General features: G+C 27.6%; 16 protein-coding genes and 1 pseudogene. 5 read left to right on the top strand and 12 right to left on the bottom strand.

The genetic code is table 11. The annotated features are described in order from the left end of the window. Positions 1 to 778: pseudogene (locus tag I4U66_RS14095) on the bottom strand (hydroxylamine reductase); the annotation flags it as partial. A gap of 105 nt (positions 779 to 883) precedes the next feature. On the opposite strand from I4U66_RS14095, the gene I4U66_RS14100 reads away from it, so the two are divergent. Further along, positions 884 to 1,522, top strand: coding sequence for a Crp/Fnr family transcriptional regulator (locus I4U66_RS14100; RefSeq protein ID WP_240276161.1), 639 nt, complete (start codon positions 884 to 886; stop codon positions 1,520 to 1,522). A 59-nt stretch (positions 1,523 to 1,581) separates the two neighbouring features. Here the strand turns inward: I4U66_RS14100 and I4U66_RS14105 are convergent, their stop codons facing one another. The 5 genes from I4U66_RS14105 to I4U66_RS14125 form a co-directional block, all read right to left on the bottom strand. After that, the gene (locus I4U66_RS14105) at positions 1,582 to 2,250 is read right to left on the bottom strand and encodes a copper homeostasis protein CutC (protein WP_166504859.1); all 669 of its coding nucleotides are present in this window, start codon (positions 2,248 to 2,250) and stop codon (positions 1,582 to 1,584) included. A 33-nt stretch (positions 2,251 to 2,283) separates the two neighbouring features. Next, a complete protein-coding gene (locus I4U66_RS14110; protein WP_092923138.1) occupies positions 2,284 to 3,165 on the bottom strand; it encodes a cation diffusion facilitator family transporter in 882 nt (293 codons plus the stop codon). A gap of 118 nt (positions 3,166 to 3,283) precedes the next feature. Then, positions 3,284 to 4,396 (bottom strand): DNA polymerase IV, encoded by a 1,113-nt coding sequence (gene dinB / locus I4U66_RS14115; RefSeq protein WP_195929261.1) that lies wholly within the window; start codon positions 4,394 to 4,396, stop codon positions 3,284 to 3,286. A 280-nt stretch (positions 4,397 to 4,676) separates the two neighbouring features. Next, positions 4,677 to 6,185, bottom strand: coding sequence for a DUF1846 domain-containing protein (locus I4U66_RS14120; protein WP_092923132.1), 1,509 nt, complete (start codon positions 6,183 to 6,185; stop codon positions 4,677 to 4,679). Between the two features lie 324 nt (positions 6,186 to 6,509). Next, positions 6,510 to 6,689 (bottom strand): hypothetical protein, encoded by a 180-nt coding sequence (locus tag I4U66_RS14125; RefSeq protein ID WP_092923302.1) that lies wholly within the window; start codon positions 6,687 to 6,689, stop codon positions 6,510 to 6,512. A 656-nt stretch (positions 6,690 to 7,345) separates the two neighbouring features. On the opposite strand from I4U66_RS14125, the gene I4U66_RS14130 reads away from it, so the two are divergent. Beyond that, complete coding sequence (locus I4U66_RS14130) at positions 7,346 to 8,140, top strand: tetratricopeptide repeat protein (protein ID WP_166504857.1); 795 nt, start codon at positions 7,346 to 7,348, stop codon at positions 8,138 to 8,140. A gap of 90 nt (positions 8,141 to 8,230) precedes the next feature. Here I4U66_RS14130 and I4U66_RS14135 read toward each other — a convergent pair whose 3' ends face one another. Together I4U66_RS14135 and I4U66_RS14140 are read right to left on the bottom strand one after the other, a co-directional pair. Then, the gene (locus I4U66_RS14135; RefSeq protein ID WP_195929262.1) at positions 8,231 to 9,892 is read right to left on the bottom strand and encodes a ribonuclease J; all 1,662 of its coding nucleotides are present in this window, start codon (positions 9,890 to 9,892) and stop codon (positions 8,231 to 8,233) included. Between the two features lie 110 nt (positions 9,893 to 10,002). Continuing rightward, entirely contained in the window at positions 10,003 to 10,470 is a 468-nt protein-coding gene (locus I4U66_RS14140) for a metal-dependent transcriptional regulator (RefSeq protein WP_092923123.1), read from the bottom strand. A 145-nt stretch (positions 10,471 to 10,615) separates the two neighbouring features. On the opposite strand from I4U66_RS14140, the gene I4U66_RS14145 reads away from it, so the two are divergent. Beyond that, a complete protein-coding gene (locus I4U66_RS14145) occupies positions 10,616 to 10,843 on the top strand; it encodes a FeoA family protein (protein ID WP_092923120.1) in 228 nt (75 codons plus the stop codon). Positions 10,844 to 10,872: 29 nt separating this feature from the next. Continuing rightward, positions 10,873 to 12,999, top strand: coding sequence for a ferrous iron transport protein B (feoB, locus tag I4U66_RS14150; RefSeq protein ID WP_195581719.1), 2,127 nt, complete (start codon positions 10,873 to 10,875; stop codon positions 12,997 to 12,999). Positions 13,000 to 13,073: 74 nt separating this feature from the next. Here feoB and I4U66_RS14155 read toward each other — a convergent pair whose 3' ends face one another. Both I4U66_RS14155 and I4U66_RS14160 read right to left on the bottom strand, forming a co-directional pair. Continuing rightward, positions 13,074 to 14,102 carry a BMP family lipoprotein gene (locus I4U66_RS14155; RefSeq protein WP_195929263.1) on the bottom strand — a complete coding sequence of 343 codons (1,029 nt, stop codon included), beginning with the start codon at positions 14,100 to 14,102 and terminating at the stop codon, positions 13,074 to 13,076. 310 nt (positions 14,103 to 14,412) lie between these two features. Next, positions 14,413 to 15,597 carry a M20 metallopeptidase family protein gene (locus I4U66_RS14160; RefSeq protein ID WP_195929264.1) on the bottom strand — a complete coding sequence of 395 codons (1,185 nt, stop codon included), beginning with the start codon at positions 15,595 to 15,597 and terminating at the stop codon, positions 14,413 to 14,415. 209 nt (positions 15,598 to 15,806) lie between these two features. Between I4U66_RS14160 and I4U66_RS14165 the strand changes: the two genes are divergently transcribed. After that, positions 15,807 to 16,127: a hypothetical protein gene (locus I4U66_RS14165; protein ID WP_195581718.1), complete on the top strand. Its 321-nt coding sequence runs from the start codon at positions 15,807 to 15,809 to the stop codon at positions 16,125 to 16,127. A 126-nt stretch (positions 16,128 to 16,253) separates the two neighbouring features. Here the strand turns inward: I4U66_RS14165 and I4U66_RS14170 are convergent, their stop codons facing one another. Continuing rightward, positions 16,254 to 17,120: a hypothetical protein gene (locus I4U66_RS14170; RefSeq protein ID WP_092923105.1), complete on the bottom strand. Its 867-nt coding sequence runs from the start codon at positions 17,118 to 17,120 to the stop codon at positions 16,254 to 16,256. A gap of 45 nt (positions 17,121 to 17,165) precedes the next feature. Beyond that, positions 17,166 to 18,263 (bottom strand): YkvI family membrane protein, encoded by a 1,098-nt coding sequence (locus I4U66_RS14175; protein ID WP_195929267.1) that lies wholly within the window; start codon positions 18,261 to 18,263, stop codon positions 17,166 to 17,168. Positions 18,264 to 18,564: the final 301 nt, after the last annotated feature.

Genomic DNA, 18,564 nt, shown 5'->3' on the forward strand with positions numbered 1-18,564 from the left:
TTCTAACACCTATATTAACTTTAGTTATTTCTGGATGTCCATAAGTTCCAGTATTTGCACTATCAAGTAAAGCCATTCCGTCTACCCCAACCTTACCTGTTTCTAATGTTAATGCTATTAATTCGTCAATAGTTAGGCTATCATCTAATGTTTTAGCTAAAGTGCTTTGTAAAAATGCATTAACTTCTTCATTGTCATACCCTAAAGCATTAGCATGCTTCATATATGCCGATAAGCCTTTTAATCCATATATTATAAGTTCTCTTAAACTTCTTATATCTTCATCTTTTGTAGCTAATACACCAACTTTAGTTGATTTTTCGTCTAGTATTGTATCTATTTCTACTTCTTTCTTACCACTTCCTAGTATCGTGTTTTTTAGTTTAGATAATACAGATACTTTAGCATCTAATTCTTCATTATTTGATGCATTCCATAACGCTGCTTCTGATAAATTTTCTTTGTTCTTTAATTTTGATAATAATTCTTCTTTAGTTTTTAAAGTTTGTTTTACTCTTTCATAGAATATTTCATCATCAAAATTTGCATTAGTTATTGTTGTAAATAAGTTTATAGTTATTAGATGATTAACAGTACTATCTATTTTTTTTCCTTCATTTCTTAGTCTAGTAGTAACCTCTGATAATCCTTTAGTTGTATATATTAATAGATCTTGCATTCTTGCTAGATCTGGTGATTTTCCACATACTCCAAATTTTGTACATCCTGTACATCCTGCTGTTTCTTGACACTGAAAACAAAACATTTTATTTTCCATTTCATGTCCTCCTCTTTATTTTATGTAATAATTATATGTTATAATAGTATATATTTCTGTAACATACGTTACACTAATAAAAAAATTATAAAAGTAGGTGATTTTTTGTTTAAAACTAGAGAGGAAGCATTACATTTTTTTAAAGATTCAACTTATACCATATCTAAATATAATAAAAATGATATTATAGCTATTGAAGGTTCTCCTTGCGACAAAGTAGGATTAATATTACAAGGTAGTATTGATGTAAAACGTATATTAACCAGTAATAATGTTATACATATGTCTTCTTTATCTGTAGGTAACTTTTTTGGAGAAATTATAGCGTTCTCAGATACTAATGCGTACCCTGCTACTATAATGGCATCTAGTAATTGTGAAATAATGTTTATACATAAAACTTCATTTATAATCTTTTGTACTAAAAATCCAGATTTTTTAGATATGTTTTTAAATGACTTAAGTAATAAGATTATACAACTTAATAATTCTATAAAAAATTTATCTTTTTCAAGTATACGTCAAAAACTAAGTAACTATCTAATTACACAACATACTATCCAGAAAAGTAAATTTATAAAACTTGGCATAACAAAACAAAAGCTTTCTGAAATGCTTGGTATCCCTAGACCTTCTTTATCTAGAGAGCTTATGAAAATGAAATCTGATGGACTTATAGATTATTCAAAAGATACAATTAAAATATTGGATATAGAAACTTTAGAAGAGTTATTAATGGAGTAAAAAAAGAGCAAAGTAAGACTTAACAATTATGTCTTCTTTGCTCTTTTATATTTTATTGTCTATTTTATTATTTTAATTAATTCTTTTAATTTATTTTCATCTATTCTACCAAAAGGACTATTATCAATTCTTATAGCTGTCCCAAAGTGGTAATCCGTGGCATTTGTTAATTCTTTTATTGTGTTTATATTTTCAAAGTTGAGTCCCCCACCTAGTAGTATATTTATATCTTTTGATACTTCTATCATAGACTTTATTTTTTCTATATTATAATCTATACGTTTAGTACCACCTGCTGTTAATATATTTGTTATATTATATTTATTTAATATCTCAGTACTTTTAATCACATTTGTAAAATCTATAGCCTTATGGAAAGTTACATCAATTCCTTTACATTTTTTAAGCAATCTTTGTAGATTTACTTCATCTATATTATTTTCTTTGTCTAAAAGCCCCAACACTACTCCATTTACACCTAAACTTTTAGCTATCTCTATATCTTTTTCCATTATTTCTATATCATACTCACTATATACAAAACTATTTGCATGATTTCTTATCATAACGTTAACAGGTATATTTACGTTATTTACTACCTTTTCTATAGTAGCAAAACTTGGAGTTAAACCTCCTTCTGTTAGCGCACTAATAAGTTCTATTCTATCACCTCCACAAGCTTCTATAGTTTTAGCGTCTTCAACTGACATCCCTATTATTTCTAACATATTCTCTCCCTTTTTAAGTATAATTTATAACTATTATACATTAATTCTATCGTTATAATAAGGTTCTGTATGAACTATAACTTGACAATTTTCATTTATTTCTTTTCTTATAACATCTTCTATCTTATGACCTAATATATGTGCCTCTTCTGTGCTTAAATTTGGATTTACTAATACATGCATATCAATATGAATATCATTTTGACTTCCTCTACTTCTAATTTTATGCACATCTTTAACTTCATCAAATCTAATTACAATATCATTTATAACTTTTTCATCTATAATAGCTTTATCTACTAATACGCCTATAGACGATATTAGTATTTCATATGCGGAATGAAGTATAAATAAAGCTACTACTACTGATACTATCGGGTCAATAATTGGAGGAAGACCCATGTTTATACCAAATAAAGTTATTAAAACTCCTATCGATACAAACACGTCACTTTTTGTATGCATTGAGTCTGCTATTAGGATATGACTATTTAATTTTTTTCCCATTTTATACTCATATTTACTCACCAATATATTTATAAATAATGTGAAAATTAATATAAGTAGACTTTCAATTGTAATTGATGGTTCTACAATATTTTTAAATCTATCTATAGACTCTATGATTATATTTATTCCTACCAGAGTTAACATAGCTCCTATAAACATACTTGCAAGAATTTCAAACTTCCTATGTCCATAAGGATGCTCTCTATCTTTAGGCTTTATGGCTATACTTATGCCTACTATTCCTACCACATTTGACGCTCCATCTGATAAGGAGTGAAATCCATCAGCCATCATACTAGCACTTTTAATAAAACCTCCTATTATTATCTTCAACAAAGCTACGATTAAATTTGCAAATAAAATTATCCATAATATTTTTTTTACTTCTCTTAGATTACTATTCATAGTGCCTCCTTTTAGTAATAAATAAAATTATATGAAATCTCTTAAAATCTGGTAATAACTATCATTTACCTTTAAACTAAAAAATCCATGAAAAGCATATTTATGCTTTTCATGGATTTTAATTTAAATTAGTATTGTTATTCATATTATTTATATATTCAAATATAGTTACATTTGTGCATTCTTTTTTAGAATCTACTAAATTAGATACGGTTACTCCTAGTAATCTTATCTGTTTATTTTTAGTATCCACATTTTTTAATAATTCATATACATTAGTTCTAATATCCTCTTTTTTATATATTGGATTTCTTAAACTTAAGCTCCTTGTTATTTGACTAAAATCATCATACTTTATTTTTAAAGTTATAGTTTTTCCTAAATTATTAGAATATGATAGTCTATGTGATACATCTTTACATATTTGTGAAAGTATCTCTAAAACTTCCTCATCATCTATACTTAAGTTATTTTTTAAAGTACTTTCTGAACCAACTGATTTTCTTTCTCTATGCGGTTTAACTTCTCTATAATCAATACCTCTTGCAAATTGATAAAATACATAACCTCTATTTTTAAATATTAATTCTAATTCACTAATATCTAATTGCCTTAAATCATATCCATTTTTTATTCCTAAATTATTTAGTGTTTTTGCTGTTACCTTGCCAACTCCAAAAAATTTGTTTATTGGGAGCTTGTCTAAAAATTCTTGTTTATTTTCTGGTGTTATTACCGTTAATCCATTAGGCTTTTTGTAGTCTGATGCTAGCTTAGCCAAAAATTTATTATAAGATACCCCTGCAGAAGAAGTTAATCCAACTTCTCTTAAAATATCTTTCTTTATCATCTTAGCTATTTGTGTTGCATATTTTATTCCTTTTTTATTTTTAGTAACATCTAAGTATGCCTCATCTAAAGATAAAGGCTCTACTAAATCTGTATATCTATAAAATATATTTCTTATCTTTTGTGATACTTTATGATATTCTTCAAATCTAGGCCTTATGAAATATGCATATGGGCACCTCTTATATGCAGTTTTTGATGGCATAGCTGAGTGAATCCCATATTTTCTAGCTTCATATGAACAAGTAGCTACAACTCCTCTACTTTCTGGTCTCCCTCCAACTATCACAGGTTTCCCTCTTAAACTTGGGTTATCTCTTTGCTCTATAGATGCATAAAAGGCATCCATATCTATATGAATTATTTTTCTATTATATACCAATTTAATCACCTTTTAAATCTTGATTTATATATATATCTTACATTAATTTTGGTTTATTTTTATATTTTATTTGCCTCAATTCTGCTTTTTATATATTATTTAAAGTTTTTTAAAAAATAACTTGCAAATTTTTGAAAAAACCTTTAAAATAGTTATTCCAAGGAACTAAGTTATTTTTAGTTCTTGATGACCGTATTTTTATATTTATTTTTATTTTGTAATTGTATACAAAAAGACCATACTACTATTTGTAATATGGTCTGATTTTTTATATCAATTTTTAATTTGCGTAGTAAAGATTTTGCGATGGATACTCTGGATCAGATGTTACATCTATTCCAAGTTCTCTAAATGTTTGTTCATCACTTTTACTTAATATAGTTGTTGAGTGTGCTTGAGCTCCTTTTAATAAAGGTAATTTGTCAAGTACAACTTGTGCAGTTGGGTTTGTAACAGCGCATATGCTAAGTGCAGTTAAAACTTCTTCACAACTTAACTCTGGATTTCTACTTCCTAAAGTTTTAGTTTTTAAGTTTACAATTGGCTCAAGTATAGCTGGTGATATTAGATGTAATTCATCATCTATATTTGCTAAATGTTTTATAGCATTTAATGTTGCTGCTGCAGTTGCATCCATTAATTCTGAACCTTTACCTGTAAGTATTACCCCATCATTTAATTCTATTGCAACAACTGGGCACATATCATTTTTATTTGCAGCTTCTTTTAATTTGTTGCTGTACTCTCTTGCTGGCATAACAACTGTTCTATCTTCTGGCTTTAAGTTAAGTCCTTGCATTATAACTTGTATTCTTTCAAAAGCACCTTTATCAACTTGTCCTTTTTTGTATTCACAAGCAGTCTTGAAATATCTTCTTATTATTTCTTGTCTAGATGCTTCTTGTACAACTTCATCATCTACTATACCAAATCCAACTCTATTAACACCCATGTCTGTTGGTGATTGATATATAGATTCTTTTCCTGTTATTTTTTCGATTATTTTTTTAAGAACTGGGAATAATTCTAAATCTCTATTGTAGTTTACAGACATTTCACCGTATTTTTCAAGATGGAACGAGTCTATCATATTTACGTCTTTTAAATCTACTGTAGCTGCTTCATAAGCTATATTTAAAGGATGCTTTAAAGGTACATTCCATACTGGGAATGTTTCAAATTTAGAATATCCAACAGCATTTCCTCTTTTATTTTCATGGTATAACTGACTTAAACAAGTACCAAGCTTACCACTATTTGGACCTGGAGCTGTAACAACAACTATAGGCTTAGTAGTTTCTATGTATGGATTTGCTCCATATCCTTCATCACTTACTATTGTATCAACATCTGTTGGGTAACCTTTTGTTGGGGCATGCTTATATACTTTTATTCCTCTACGCTCTAATTTATTTATGAAAACTGTTGTAGCAGGTTGTCCTTCATATCTTGTTATAACAACGCTGTTTACATCTAATTCGTAACTTCTTAAATCATCGATAAGTCTTAGAACTTCCATATCATAAGTTATACCGAAGTCTCCTCTTATCTTATTTCTTTCTATATCTCCTGCATAAACACATATCACAACTTCTACTTTTTCTTTTATGTGTTGAAGTACTTTTATTTTGGCATTTTCATCAAAACCTGGTAATACTCTTTTAGCATGTAAATCTCCTATTAGCTTACCACCAAATTCTAAATAAAGTTTGTCAAAATTATTAACTCTTTCTAAGATATATTTTGATTGCTCTTCTAGATATTTCTTGTGATCGAATCCTATCTTCATCTTTGCACCTCACTAAATTATTTAATTTTTGATAACCGTATTTTTATATATATTTTTATTCGTATTAGTGAAATTTGTTTAAAAATGTAATATTTTTTCTCTTATTTTCACTTTAAGGTTATATTATACATTCAACTTTTCAATATTTCAAGATTATTTTTTGTATTTTTAATATATATATTTATATATATTAAGTATTCACAAATATATTAAAATATACAAGTAAATCAGCAAAAATACTTATTTTTTTAAGTTTTGTTTTAAAATAATTTAAAAAGCTAAGATTTTACTCTTAGCTTTTAATTTAATTATATTTAGTTTAATTTAACAATCAAAGAATCCTTCTTGTCCACATATTATTAATAATAATATTAAAAATGGTATCCATGAACATATATCTATTTCACACCATACATCTCCAAATGCTAGGAATAAGAAAAATAGTACTATTATCCACCATGCTCCAAATCCACCTTCACAGCCTCCAAAGAATCTGTCTAACATATTACTCATATATTTACCTCCTGTTGTCATTTATATTCTAGAGTTTTTATACTCTTAAGATATATTATGTAGGACGGTTTATTTTTGATATAATTTTATATTTGCAATTTACATCATTAATCGACAGATTTGAGAAATTCCACTATTTCTACATTTTTTAATTATGATACATGGATATATTGATAATTAATCATAATACTATTTTAAATATAAATGCAATTATATAACTTTTGTAACCTGCTATTCTACCAAACATTATACTTTCTCTGTATATAAATACTTACCTCATTATCATAAAATCCCAAGACTTTTATCGTAATTACTTTTCTCATTATTTCTGAAATATTTACATTTGCCAGTTTATAAAGAAGCATAAAGGCTAAAGCTCCTATTGATACTGTCATTATAATAACTACATAATTTAAACTTTATATAGTATTTGTTAAACATCTAAACATAATGAGATACATAATTCTCAGCTATGCCTATAACCTTAACCTTTTTCATTTTATATGGTAATTTCTATATCGTAAACAATTCCACTATAGTCCTACATATAGTATATTTTAATTCACCCTTTATAAATTTCATTCATATTATATTTAGTAATATAATAAGTGTTAAAGTCTTATGTAACTTTATTGGAGGAGATATATTTGAGTTTTATAAATACAGAAAATAAATATATAAATAATGGGATTCGATTTTTTAATTTAGGAAATATATACTATTATGGTCTAGATGTAGAAAAAAATTTTAAAAAAGCATTTGGTTTATATTTAAAAGCTTCCACTTTTAATATAGCTGAAGCTTTTAACATGCTCGGTGTTTTATCTTTTAATGGAGAAGGGGTAAATAAAAATTTAGAAGATAGTGTATATTACTTTGAAAAGGCTAAGGATTTAGGAAATTTAACTGCTATGTTTAACCTAGCATTAATCTATGTTTTCTCTGAAGATAAAAAAGACTATTGTAAAGCTCATGCCTATTTAGAGAAACTTGTCGATTTAGGCTATATATTAGCCAAAGATGTTTTGGACTATTTATACTATAATGGCTATGGAGAAAATAAAGACTATAATAAAGCATTAAATTATTGGATTAATAATGATATCTTAGATTTTTCTAATATAAATATGAATAATGATATTAATATTCCTTACACTATTGAAGATTTTGGCAACTTTGAAGAGTTAGTTATTGAAAATTCTAATTTTAGCGATGATATTGAGGATAAAAGACTAATAGATGCTGATAACTACTATAATGGGACTTTAGGTAAAATCGACTATACTAAAGCATTTGATATATACCTTAAATTAGCTGAAGGTGGGAACGGATATGCACAGATAAAAGTAGCTAATATGTATAAAGATGGACTTGGTATTGAAAAAGACTATACTAAATCTTTAAAGTGGTACTCAAAAGCACTTTCTAACTCTAATAAGTAGTAAAAAATTAAAAAGTCTTCTATTAGTTTAAAATAAACAAATAGAAGGCTTTTTAATTTTTTGTTATATTATTTAATATATCTTTATATACTATACTTCCATTATTATAGGGAAAACAATAGGTCTTCTTTTAGTTTTATGGTATAGCAATTGTTCTATGGATCTTTTAATATTTGTTTTTAGTATTTGCCACTCCAATATTTCTTGTTCTAGGCATTTTTCTATCTCTTCTTTTGATACCTCCTTTATTTTATTTATTAAATCCTCTGCTTCTCTAGCGTATATAAATCCTCTAGTTATTACGTCTGGACCTGCTACTATACTATAACTATCTCTATTTATAGCAACTACAATAGTTACCATTCCATCTTTAGCTAAATCTCTTCTATCTCTAAGTACAATATTTCCTACATCACCAACTCCTAAACCATCTACAAATATAACCCCTGTATGAACTCTTTTATTTGCATTTACCCCTTCATTAGTTATTTCTAACACTTGTCCAGTTTCTAAGGTAAATACATTTTGAGGCTTCATTCCTAACTTTATAGCCAAATCTTTATGATGTTTTAAGTGTCTATATTCTCCGTGTACTGGCATAAAGTACTTAGGCTTAACTAAGCTATGAATAAGCTTTAACTCCTCTTGATAGGCATGTCCTGACACATGGATTTCTTCTAAATCCTCATATATAACATCTACACCTTTTTTAAATAATTGGTTTATAACCCTAGAAACTAACTTATCATTACCAGGTATAGGTGATGCAGATATTATAAAAAAGTCGTCTGGTTCTATAATTATCTTTCTATGTGATCCATAAGCTATTCTAGAAAGACCCGCCATTGATTCTCCCTGGCTTCCTGTTGTTATTATAGTTATTTCATTATTTGGATACTTACTTATATCATCTATATCTACTATGTATTCTGTAGGTATATGCAAATATCCTAGTTCCATAGCTACTTGAGATATATTTTCCATACTTCTCCCACTAAATACTACTTTACGATTTTGCATTACAGATGCATTTACTATCTGTTGCATTCTATGAATATTAGAAGCAAATGTAGCTACAATTATTCTTCCTTTAGCATTTGTAAAAATTCTATTTAATGTTTCTCCTATAGTTTTTTCAGATATAGAATGTCCACTTCTTTCAACATTTGTGCTATCTGCCATTAAAAGTAGTACACCTTTTTTGCCCAGTGTAGCTATTCTGTTTAAATCTGTCATTCGCCCATCTATAGGAGTGTAATCTATCTTAAAGTCTCCTGTATGAAGTATTATACCTAAAGATGTGTGTATGGCTAATCCACACGCATCGGCTATACTATGAGTCACCCTGATAAATTCTATTTTCATATTTTCTAATTTTATACTTTGACCAGCTTTTACAGGGTTTAAATCTACATGATTTAACAAATCATGTTCCTTTAACTTATTCTCTACTAGTCCTATTGTAAGTTTCGTTCCGTATACTGGTATATTTAACTGTTTTAATATATATGGTATAGCTCCTATATGGTCTTCGTGTCCATGTGTTAAAAACATTCCCTTTACTTTATCTTTTTTATCTAACAGATATCGTATATCTGGTATAACTAAATCTACTCCATACATATCTTCATCCGGAAAAGATATCCCACAATCAATAATGATTATTTCATTATTATACTCTATCGCAGTTATATTTTTTCCTATTTCTCCAAGACCTCCAAGTGGAATAACTTTTATGCTATCCTTATTCATAAAGTATGTCTCCTTTTCTTTTGTTCAATTTATGTTAAATTTAATATTTTGTATTCAATCATTCTATAAGTTATTTTTAACAATATATATTTAATTATTAGTTATTTTTATTAATATGCATCGCCTTTTTCTAATATATAGTCTTTAAACTCTTTCAATATAGATTTATTTTCACCTAAAAATCCTACTAATAAACTTATTTTTTCTAATGTTTCTTCCCTAATAGTATGTTCAATTTTTTCAGTTTCTTCATGAAGATTATTTTGAACACCTATAATTTTTAAAAACGATTCTATAGTGTCATGCCTTTTTAATAATTTTTCTCCAATTTTCTTGCCTTCACGACTTAAATTTATACATCCATATCTTTCATGTTCCAATAAATTTTTACCGCTCAGCCTTTTTACCATTTTACTTGCTGATGGTATTTTTACATTTAGCGCTAATGCAACTTCAGCAACTTTAATTTTCTTATTTTCTAGATATAATCTATATATCATCTCAATATAGTCTTCTTCGCTAGGACTAAGTTTATTATTTTTTATATATTCATTAAATGTGTAATACTCATTATTCATTGTTTTAACCTCCTATGTGTCTTATATTAAATATATTAAATGCCTATTTTTAATAGTACTTTTATGTAACATTTCTTATAATTTTTTCATAGTATTTAGTGTGAAAGTTAGCTTAGACTAAGTTTGAATTTTATGGAGGTGCATTATGACTAAGCTCAGTGATATAGATATAAACTCTACAGTTATAGTTAAACAACTTTTAACTGATGGATATATAAGAGAAAGAATGCTTGCTCTAGGTCTTACAGATGGTGCATTAGTTCATGTTATAAGAAAAGGACCTAAAAATAATTTAACAGTATACGATATAAGAGGAGCAAAAATAGCCCTTAGAAAAGAAGAGGGAGATAACATTATTGTTTCTAGAATTTAATTTTTAGTTTTATAAAGGGGGGATTTATTATGGGTTTAACTCATGACTCTACAAAAGCAAAATCCTTAAAAGATATGTTTGACATTGAAAGAAAGCCCAACCAGTATGTCATTGCCTTAGCTGGTAACCCTAACACTGGTAAAAGTACTGTTTTTAATACTTTAACCGGCTTAAAGCAACATACTGGCAATTGGCCTGGTAAAACAGTTTGCACTGCTCGTGGGGATTTTAAATACAATAATAAAGAATATGCTTTAGTAGATTTACCAGGTACTTACTCTCTATTTGCTGCATCACAGGAAGAAATGGTGGCTAGGGATTTTGCTTGTTTTGGAAATCCAGACGCAGTTATTGTTGTTGCTGATGCTACATCTTTAGAAAGAAATTTCAATCTAGTTTTTCAAATTATGGAATTAACTGATAAAGTTATACTTTGCATAAATCTAATTGATGAAGCTGAGAAAAAAGGTATTTCTATTAATAAGGACAAAATAGAAAAATATCTAGGAATACCTGTTGTTTTGACATCAGCTAGAAATAAAAAAGGAATTGATGAACTTTTATGTACTTTAGATAAAGTAGTATTAAATCAATACGAGTATAATAATAAAATTATAAAATATAATAAAGAAATTGAGAGTTATGTAAGTATTATAGAAAAAGACTTAAAAGAATATATTCCTTTTATAAAATCTAGATGGCTTGCTTTAAGGCTTATTGATGGAGATAATAGTATTTATAAATCTATGAATGACTATGTAGATGGTGACTGTAACAAATCAATTGATTTAATTAAATCAAAACTTCCACTAAATATAGATAAAAAATCAATAAGAGATAGTATAAGTAAGACTAATTATGAATATGCTTCTGAACTATATAATTTATCTATAAATATAAAAAGTGATATAAAGTACAAGAGAGATGATAAAATAGATAAGATTATTACATCTAAAGTATTTGGAATTCCTTTAATGCTATTGTGTCTTGCTTTTATACTTTGGTTAACTATACAAGGTGCAAACTATCCTTCACAGATGATATCTAATGTACTTTTTGGTATAGAACCACATATATATAATTTTTTAGAAACTATACATCTACCTGTTTGGTTAAATGAAATGCTTACTTTTGGTATGTATAGAACTCTGGCTTGGGTTGTTTCTGTAATGTTGCCACCTATGGCAATATTTTTCCCACTATTTACTTTACTTGAGGATTTTGGGTATCTTCCTAGAGTTGCATTTAACTTAGATCATTTATTTAAAAAAGCATGTTGTCATGGTAAACAATGTCTTACTATGTGTATGGGATTTGGTTGTAATGCTGCTGGTGTTATAGGTTGTAGAATAATTGATTCTCCAAGAGAAAGACTAATTGCAATACTTACCAATAACTTTGTTCCTTGTAATGGTAGATTTCCAACTTTGATTGCTGTAGCTACAATATTTTTCTCTTCAGCCATTGCAAGTTCCACTTCTACAAGTATAGTAACTGCTCTTTGCATTGCTTTGATAGTAGTATTTGGTGTATTAATAACACTTTTAGTCTCTTATGGGTTGTCAAAGACACTATTAAAAGGAGTTCCTTCTACTTTTACACTAGAGCTTCCACCATACAGAACTCCTCAAGTAGGAAGAGTTTTATATACATCTATTATTGATAGAACTTTATTTGTCTTATACAGGGCAATTATAGTTGCCATACCTGCTGGTATTGTGACATGGGTATTTGCTAATATTTATATAGGAGACATGAGTATTCTAGTTCATGTAGCAAATTTCCTTGATCCAATAGCTAAATTTATAGGTCTTGATGGATTTATTCTTTTGGCCTTTATACTTGGTTTACCTGCAAATGAAATAGTCATACCAGTTTTACTAATGTCTTATTTGGCTACAGGTTCAATGATTGAATTAGATGAACTTTCAGCTTTAGGAACAGTTTTAAGAGATAATGGATGGACTTATCTAACAGCACTTAATGTTATGTTATTTAGCTTACTTCATTGGCCTTGTGCTACTACCTTAATCACTATAAAAAAGGAAACAGGTAGTGCTAAATGGACTTTAATCGGATTTTTACTACCTACTGTAATAGCATTTACAATTTGCTTTATGACAACTTGCTTATTTAACATTTTAGGCTTAGCTTAATATTAATAAATAAAAAATAGAGCTATCTTATAAGATAGCTCTATTTTTATAGTTATAGTAGATTAAAAATTATTCTATTGATTTACCATTTCATTATATTCTTTTTCATTTTTAGGTGCTTTTAATTCACCTTTTTCAAACTTTTCAATTTGTTGATTTACATAATCCATTACATCTTGTGGTACTAAGTTTTTAGTACTTTCAGGTAATCCAACAGCACCTTCTTTTAGGCCATATATTGTTGTTGTTCCACCTTCAAACTTATCTTCTTTTAACTTCTCGACTACATCATATACACCAACGTCAACCCTTTTTATAGCTGAAGTTAATACATTTTTAGGCGCTAGAGAACTTTGATCTCTATCAACACCTATAGCATATTTACCTTCTTCCTTGGCAGCTTCTATAGCCCCAGTACCAACATCTCCACCTGCAGTGAATATTATATCAGCACCTTGAGAATACATTTGCTTAGCTATAGCCTTACCTTTTGCTTGGTCTGTAAATGAGTTTGCATATTGAACTTGTATTTTAGCTTCTGGATTTGTGGCTTTTACCCCTGCCATATATCCATATTGGAATGCTTCTATAACTGGTAACTCCATACCACCTATAAATCCTACATTATTAGTCTTAGTCATTTTACCAGCAACTATACCTGCTAAATATGCAGATTGTTCTGAGTTAAATTGCACTGCTTCTACATTTTTAGGTACTTCTTTATATGTTTCATCTATTAAAGCAAACTTTTGGTCTGGATACATTTTAGCTGCTTCTTCTATAGCTGGTGCTAATTTCATACCTACCCCTAGTATTAAATCTGTATCTTGGTCTACTAAAGTTTCTATGTTACTTGCATAGTCTGAATCTTGCTTTGATTCTAAGTATGTAACATCTACTCCTAAATCTTTTTTTGCCTTCTCTAGACCTTCCCATGCAGATTGATTAAATGATTGATCATTTACTCCTGCTACATCTGTTACCATAGCTATTTTTAATTTACCATCATCTTTCTTTTCACTTTCTCCGCCTGAACATCCTACTAATAATGATGCTGATAATGCAGTTACAGTTGCTAATGATACTAACTTTTTAAATGTCATGATAAATCCTCCTAGTTTTATTCAAAACCCCGCCTTTTTAAGTTGTCCAAAGATAAAACTTTTTTATTTCATAAAAAAATCCTTTTATCAGCATGATAAAAGGATAGTAATTTCTATACTACTAGTGTAAACATTAATATCTTTTTAGTCTCTCTGGACTATTTTAAAGCTGATTTAGTATTATTTTGTTTTCATTTTTATTTATTATTACATTTTTATACATAGTTGTCAATATATAAAACAACAAATAAATTTAAATTTTATTTTTTAAGTTTAACTATTTAATTTTTCTATATACAAAATTTTATAATTAATTTTTATTAAAATATAAAACATTTGCTATATGCATTAGAGTTCCTACTGCTAAGCATCTTTCATCTATATTAAATGTAGAAGTATGAAGCTGAGTAACCTCTTGATTACTATTCCTGCAACCGATATGATAAAAAACACCTTTACATTCTTCTAAATAATAAGAAAAATCTTCTCCTCCTAAAGATGGCTTCTCCTTTAGTATAAATCTATCTTTTCCAAATAATTTTTCTGTACTTTCAGCTACTATATCTACTAGATAATCATCATTTACTACAGGAGGATACCCATCGCTTCCCCATAATACTTCTCCTTTACAATCAAATGCTCTACATATATCTGATACTATATTTTCTATCCTTTTTATCATTTCTTTTCTTGTATTTTTGTTTATTGTTCTTAATATTCCATTCATTGAAACCTCTTCACATATAATATTTTGAGCTTCTCCTCCCATAATTTTGCCAATTGTCAAAACTGCACTATCTAATGGTGATATATTTCTACTTACTATGCTTTGTAGGGCTAAAATTATACTAGAAGCTACTAGTATAGCATCCTTTCCTGATTCTGGGTATGCTCCATGAGATTTTTTACCTTTTATAATAATTTTTAAACTATCAGTGCTTGCATTTAATATATTATATTTTGTCTCTATATATCCAGTCTCTAAATATGGCATTACATGTAATCCAAACATATAATTTACATCTGGATTTTTCATACATCTATCTTCTACTAAAAATTTTGCTCCTCCTACTGTTTCCTCTGCTGGTTGAAATAGAAATTTTACATTTACATGTAACTTATCTTTCATATCATTTAAAATCTTACATGCTCCAAGTAGCATAGCTATATGAGCATCATGTCCGCAAGCATGCATTACACCTTTATTTTTTGATTTATAATTAATTTCGTTTTCTTCATTTATGGGCAATGCATCCATGTCAGCTCTAATTCCTATAGTTATATTATTTTTTGGTTTTATAATGTAAGCCATAACTCCGTTGTGTTTTTCAAATTCTGTATACTCTATGTTCATTTCCTTTAAGTAATTTAATATTCTATTTTTAGTGTTGTATTCATTTAATGATAATTCTGGGTACTTGTGAAACTCTCTTCTCACCTCTATTAACCAATTCTCTATATCTTCTACCTTTCTTTTAATATTTTCAGTATACATAAAGTCTCCTTTATAAAAATAATTTACATAAAAATATATGTATTAAAATACTTTTTAAGAAATATATTTTATATATATTGTTGTTTATACCTCAATTCATGTATTATATATTTTTGTTTTATTTAAAAGGTGTAAGTTAATAAATATAGAATTTTATTATTGTATTAATTTTCAAAATTTTTACATTTATTTTGAGAGGTGTGATAAGTATGTTTGAAATGGTTAAATTTCCTTATAATGCTAGACCTGTTGCAAGATTAGATGCTAATAACATTGTCCATAATCATTTATATCATGACTGTCCTATTGGCAAAGTTTGTGATAATGTTATGTATGATCTTAGTGATAATCCAATTGGGAGAGTAGAAGAAGATGGTACTATTCATTCTCACCATATAAATAATTCGCCTATTGGTAAAGTTAACTCTGATGGTTATATATCTAAAGGAAATGATTTAGTTGGAAGAATAGATTGCAATAATCAACTAGCTGGTGGAGCTTATTTATTATTAATACATGATAATAGATAAACTTTTGAAAAATTATTATTTAACTTACTTTATATTTTAATAATGTTTAATTTTTTTATTAAAAATAGAAAAAGTATCTATAAATCTAGACACTTTTTCTATTTTTTATTTATGTAAATATATTCTTTATTTTATAAATTGACCTATAAAATCAATCATCATTTTCTTAAATACGCCGCTATAATCTACTATTTGTGCTAATTGATTCCCATTAGGTGTTTGACTATTATAATTTGATATTTTAAATGTTAGGTATCCATCAACTTCTTCAATAAGATATCCAACATCTTTTGTATTTGATAATTCAAGATCTCCCATATCTACATCCATATCTTTTATTATTTCTTTATTTGCACAAAGTATTCCTTCTGAATATGTGCTTATATCTGTTCCAAATACTACATATTTAGCACTTGTATCTTTTGATGTTTTAAGGAATAATCTATTTGTTAGGTTACTTTTTTCCATATTAACAGGTATTAATTCACTGTTTATAGCCTCATCTAAATTATTTTTAGTAGTTTCTATGAATTTGTCCATATCAAATTTTTCTTTTTCTATTTTTAATATGTTTAAAGTATCTAAATTTTCTTGAGGTATATATTTTACCACATTCTCAAATACATGATATACATCTCTTATCTCATATCCTTTATTTATGTAACTTTCCTTTACTTTATATTCTTCATCAAATTCTTTTAATAATTTTTTATTTTCTTCTTTACTTTCATAGTCTTTTATACTTGTTACAAATGGTATTATTTTGCTTGGTTTCATTAAGAACATTTCTAATGGTTTTATAGTATCATTTGCTTCTTTTATGTCACTTTCTTCAAATGCAACCTCTATTCCATCTTCTAAGAAAGCAACTTCAACTTCCATCTCATATTCATTTTCATCTATTATATTACTTCCTACTGGATACATTACTACTAACTTACTTTTGTCGTAAACATATCCAAATGCATAATCTATTTCTAGCTGTTTTGTCATATTTTTCTCCTTAGTATTTTAGTTATGTATTTATTATATCAAATATTATAAACCTTTATATTTAATATTAATACCAAATACATTATTTTTTATCTTATTTACAAATATGGATATTAGTATTATAACTCCAAACATACCTGATAGTGGATATATAAGTTTTACTAGTGTTGCAAAAGGTAATCTTCCTCCGATTATTCCTAATACAGTACAAAATATTGCTATGCCTGTGAACTTACTACTCTTTTCCTTAAAATAACTTGTGCATACAGTCCATAGTAACGGAACTGCAGTTGTATATATTCCCGCAATTAACATAAGTGAGAACATAGCCCCTACGATTGGGCCAATTTTATCAGCCATATATAAAGTAGGTATTTCAGTTATGTATATATTTTCTATATCAGACATTATCCCTAAATTAAGAGCTATAGCAGCTGCCATAAATAATACTCCACCAATAATGCCTCCCCATATACAACTACTTTTCTTTTTTGCTGTAGAACCTACTCCAACTAAAAATGGTGTAGCTATTATTAGGTTTAGCCCTGTGTATATTATGCTTGTAGTTAACCAGTGATCTACTGGTTTAGTAACATCTATCGTTGTTAATATTTGATTAACAGCACAAAGAGATTCATAATTTCTTGCAATAGTTACTACTCCAACTCCTACTGACATTATAGCTATAATTGGACCTATATTACCCAAGATATCTATAACCTTATTCATTCCCATAAGTACAGATACTAATGCTAGTGATCCTATTATTATGGAACCTATTTGTTTATCTATCCCATAATATTGATTTATAGATGCTCCTGCCCCTGATATCATAACCATAAAGCTACAAAAGAAAAATATAGGCATAAATAATTTAAAAAATCCACCTATATAATTTCCACATAAATATGTAAATATATCATTGCTACTTCTTAGTTTTTGAGTTTTCCCGATTTCTAATAAACTAGATCCACAATATGCTAGTAAACCCATACATATTAAATTTGACAATATACTAACTATCCCATGTGCTGAAAAAAATTGCATTATTTCTTGTCCGGTAGCAAATCCAGACCCTATACATACAGATATATATGTTCCTGCAAATTTAATTATCTCACTAATACTACTTTTACTTCCCATAGTAATTCCTCCTTATAGATATTAAATCTCATTACATATATATGCTTGTTTACTATATAAATATTAACTACTTGTCTAAATAATATTAAGGTTTATATTATTTAGCCTATTTTTATGATGAAATCATTGGAATCAATAATAAATAAAGAGGTAATCTTTTAAAAGATTACCTCTTTATTTATTATTGTCCTAATGCTTCTTTTCTTAATAGCTCTGCTTTATCTGTTCTTTCCCATGGTAAATCTATATCTGTTCTACCAAAGTGACCATAAGCTGCTACTTGCTTGTATATAGGTCTTCT

This window comes from Romboutsia sp. D33t1_170424_H2 (assembly GCF_015669105.1).
Taxonomy (GTDB): Bacteria; Bacillota; Clostridia; order Peptostreptococcales; family Peptostreptococcaceae; genus Romboutsia_C; species Romboutsia_C hominis.

What these genes read in the sequence shown, in the direction of transcription:
- feoB (WP_195581719.1), top strand. Translation starts at nt 10,873, where the DNA reads ATGGGTTTAACTCATGACTCTACAAAAGCAAAATCCTTAAAAGATATG.
- I4U66_RS14145 (WP_092923120.1), top strand. Translation starts at nt 10,616, where the DNA reads ATGACTAAGCTCAGTGATATAGATATAAACTCTACAGTTATAGTTAAA.
- I4U66_RS14165 (WP_195581718.1), top strand. Translation starts at nt 15,807, where the DNA reads ATGTTTGAAATGGTTAAATTTCCTTATAATGCTAGACCTGTTGCAAGA.
- I4U66_RS14140 (WP_092923123.1), bottom strand. Translation starts at nt 10,470, where the DNA reads ATGAATAATGAGTATTACACATTTAATGAATATATAAAAAATAATAAA.
- I4U66_RS14125 (WP_092923302.1), bottom strand. Translation starts at nt 6,689, where the DNA reads ATGTTAGACAGATTCTTTGGAGGCTGTGAAGGTGGATTTGGAGCATGG.
- I4U66_RS14120 (WP_092923132.1), bottom strand. Translation starts at nt 6,185, where the DNA reads ATGAAGATAGGATTCGATCACAAGAAATATCTAGAAGAGCAATCAAAA.
- I4U66_RS14155 (WP_195929263.1), bottom strand. Translation starts at nt 14,102, where the DNA reads ATGACATTTAAAAAGTTAGTATCATTAGCAACTGTAACTGCATTATCA.
- I4U66_RS14160 (WP_195929264.1), bottom strand. Translation starts at nt 15,597, where the DNA reads ATGTATACTGAAAATATTAAAAGAAAGGTAGAAGATATAGAGAATTGG.
- I4U66_RS14110 (WP_092923138.1), bottom strand. Translation starts at nt 3,165, where the DNA reads ATGAATAGTAATCTAAGAGAAGTAAAAAAAATATTATGGATAATTTTA.
- I4U66_RS14175 (WP_195929267.1), bottom strand. Translation starts at nt 18,263, where the DNA reads ATGGGAAGTAAAAGTAGTATTAGTGAGATAATTAAATTTGCAGGAACA.
- I4U66_RS14135 (WP_195929262.1), bottom strand. Translation starts at nt 9,892, where the DNA reads ATGAATAAGGATAGCATAAAAGTTATTCCACTTGGAGGTCTTGGAGAA.
- I4U66_RS14105 (WP_166504859.1), bottom strand. Translation starts at nt 2,250, where the DNA reads ATGTTAGAAATAATAGGGATGTCAGTTGAAGACGCTAAAACTATAGAA.
- I4U66_RS14170 (WP_092923105.1), bottom strand. Translation starts at nt 17,120, where the DNA reads ATGACAAAACAGCTAGAAATAGATTATGCATTTGGATATGTTTACGAC.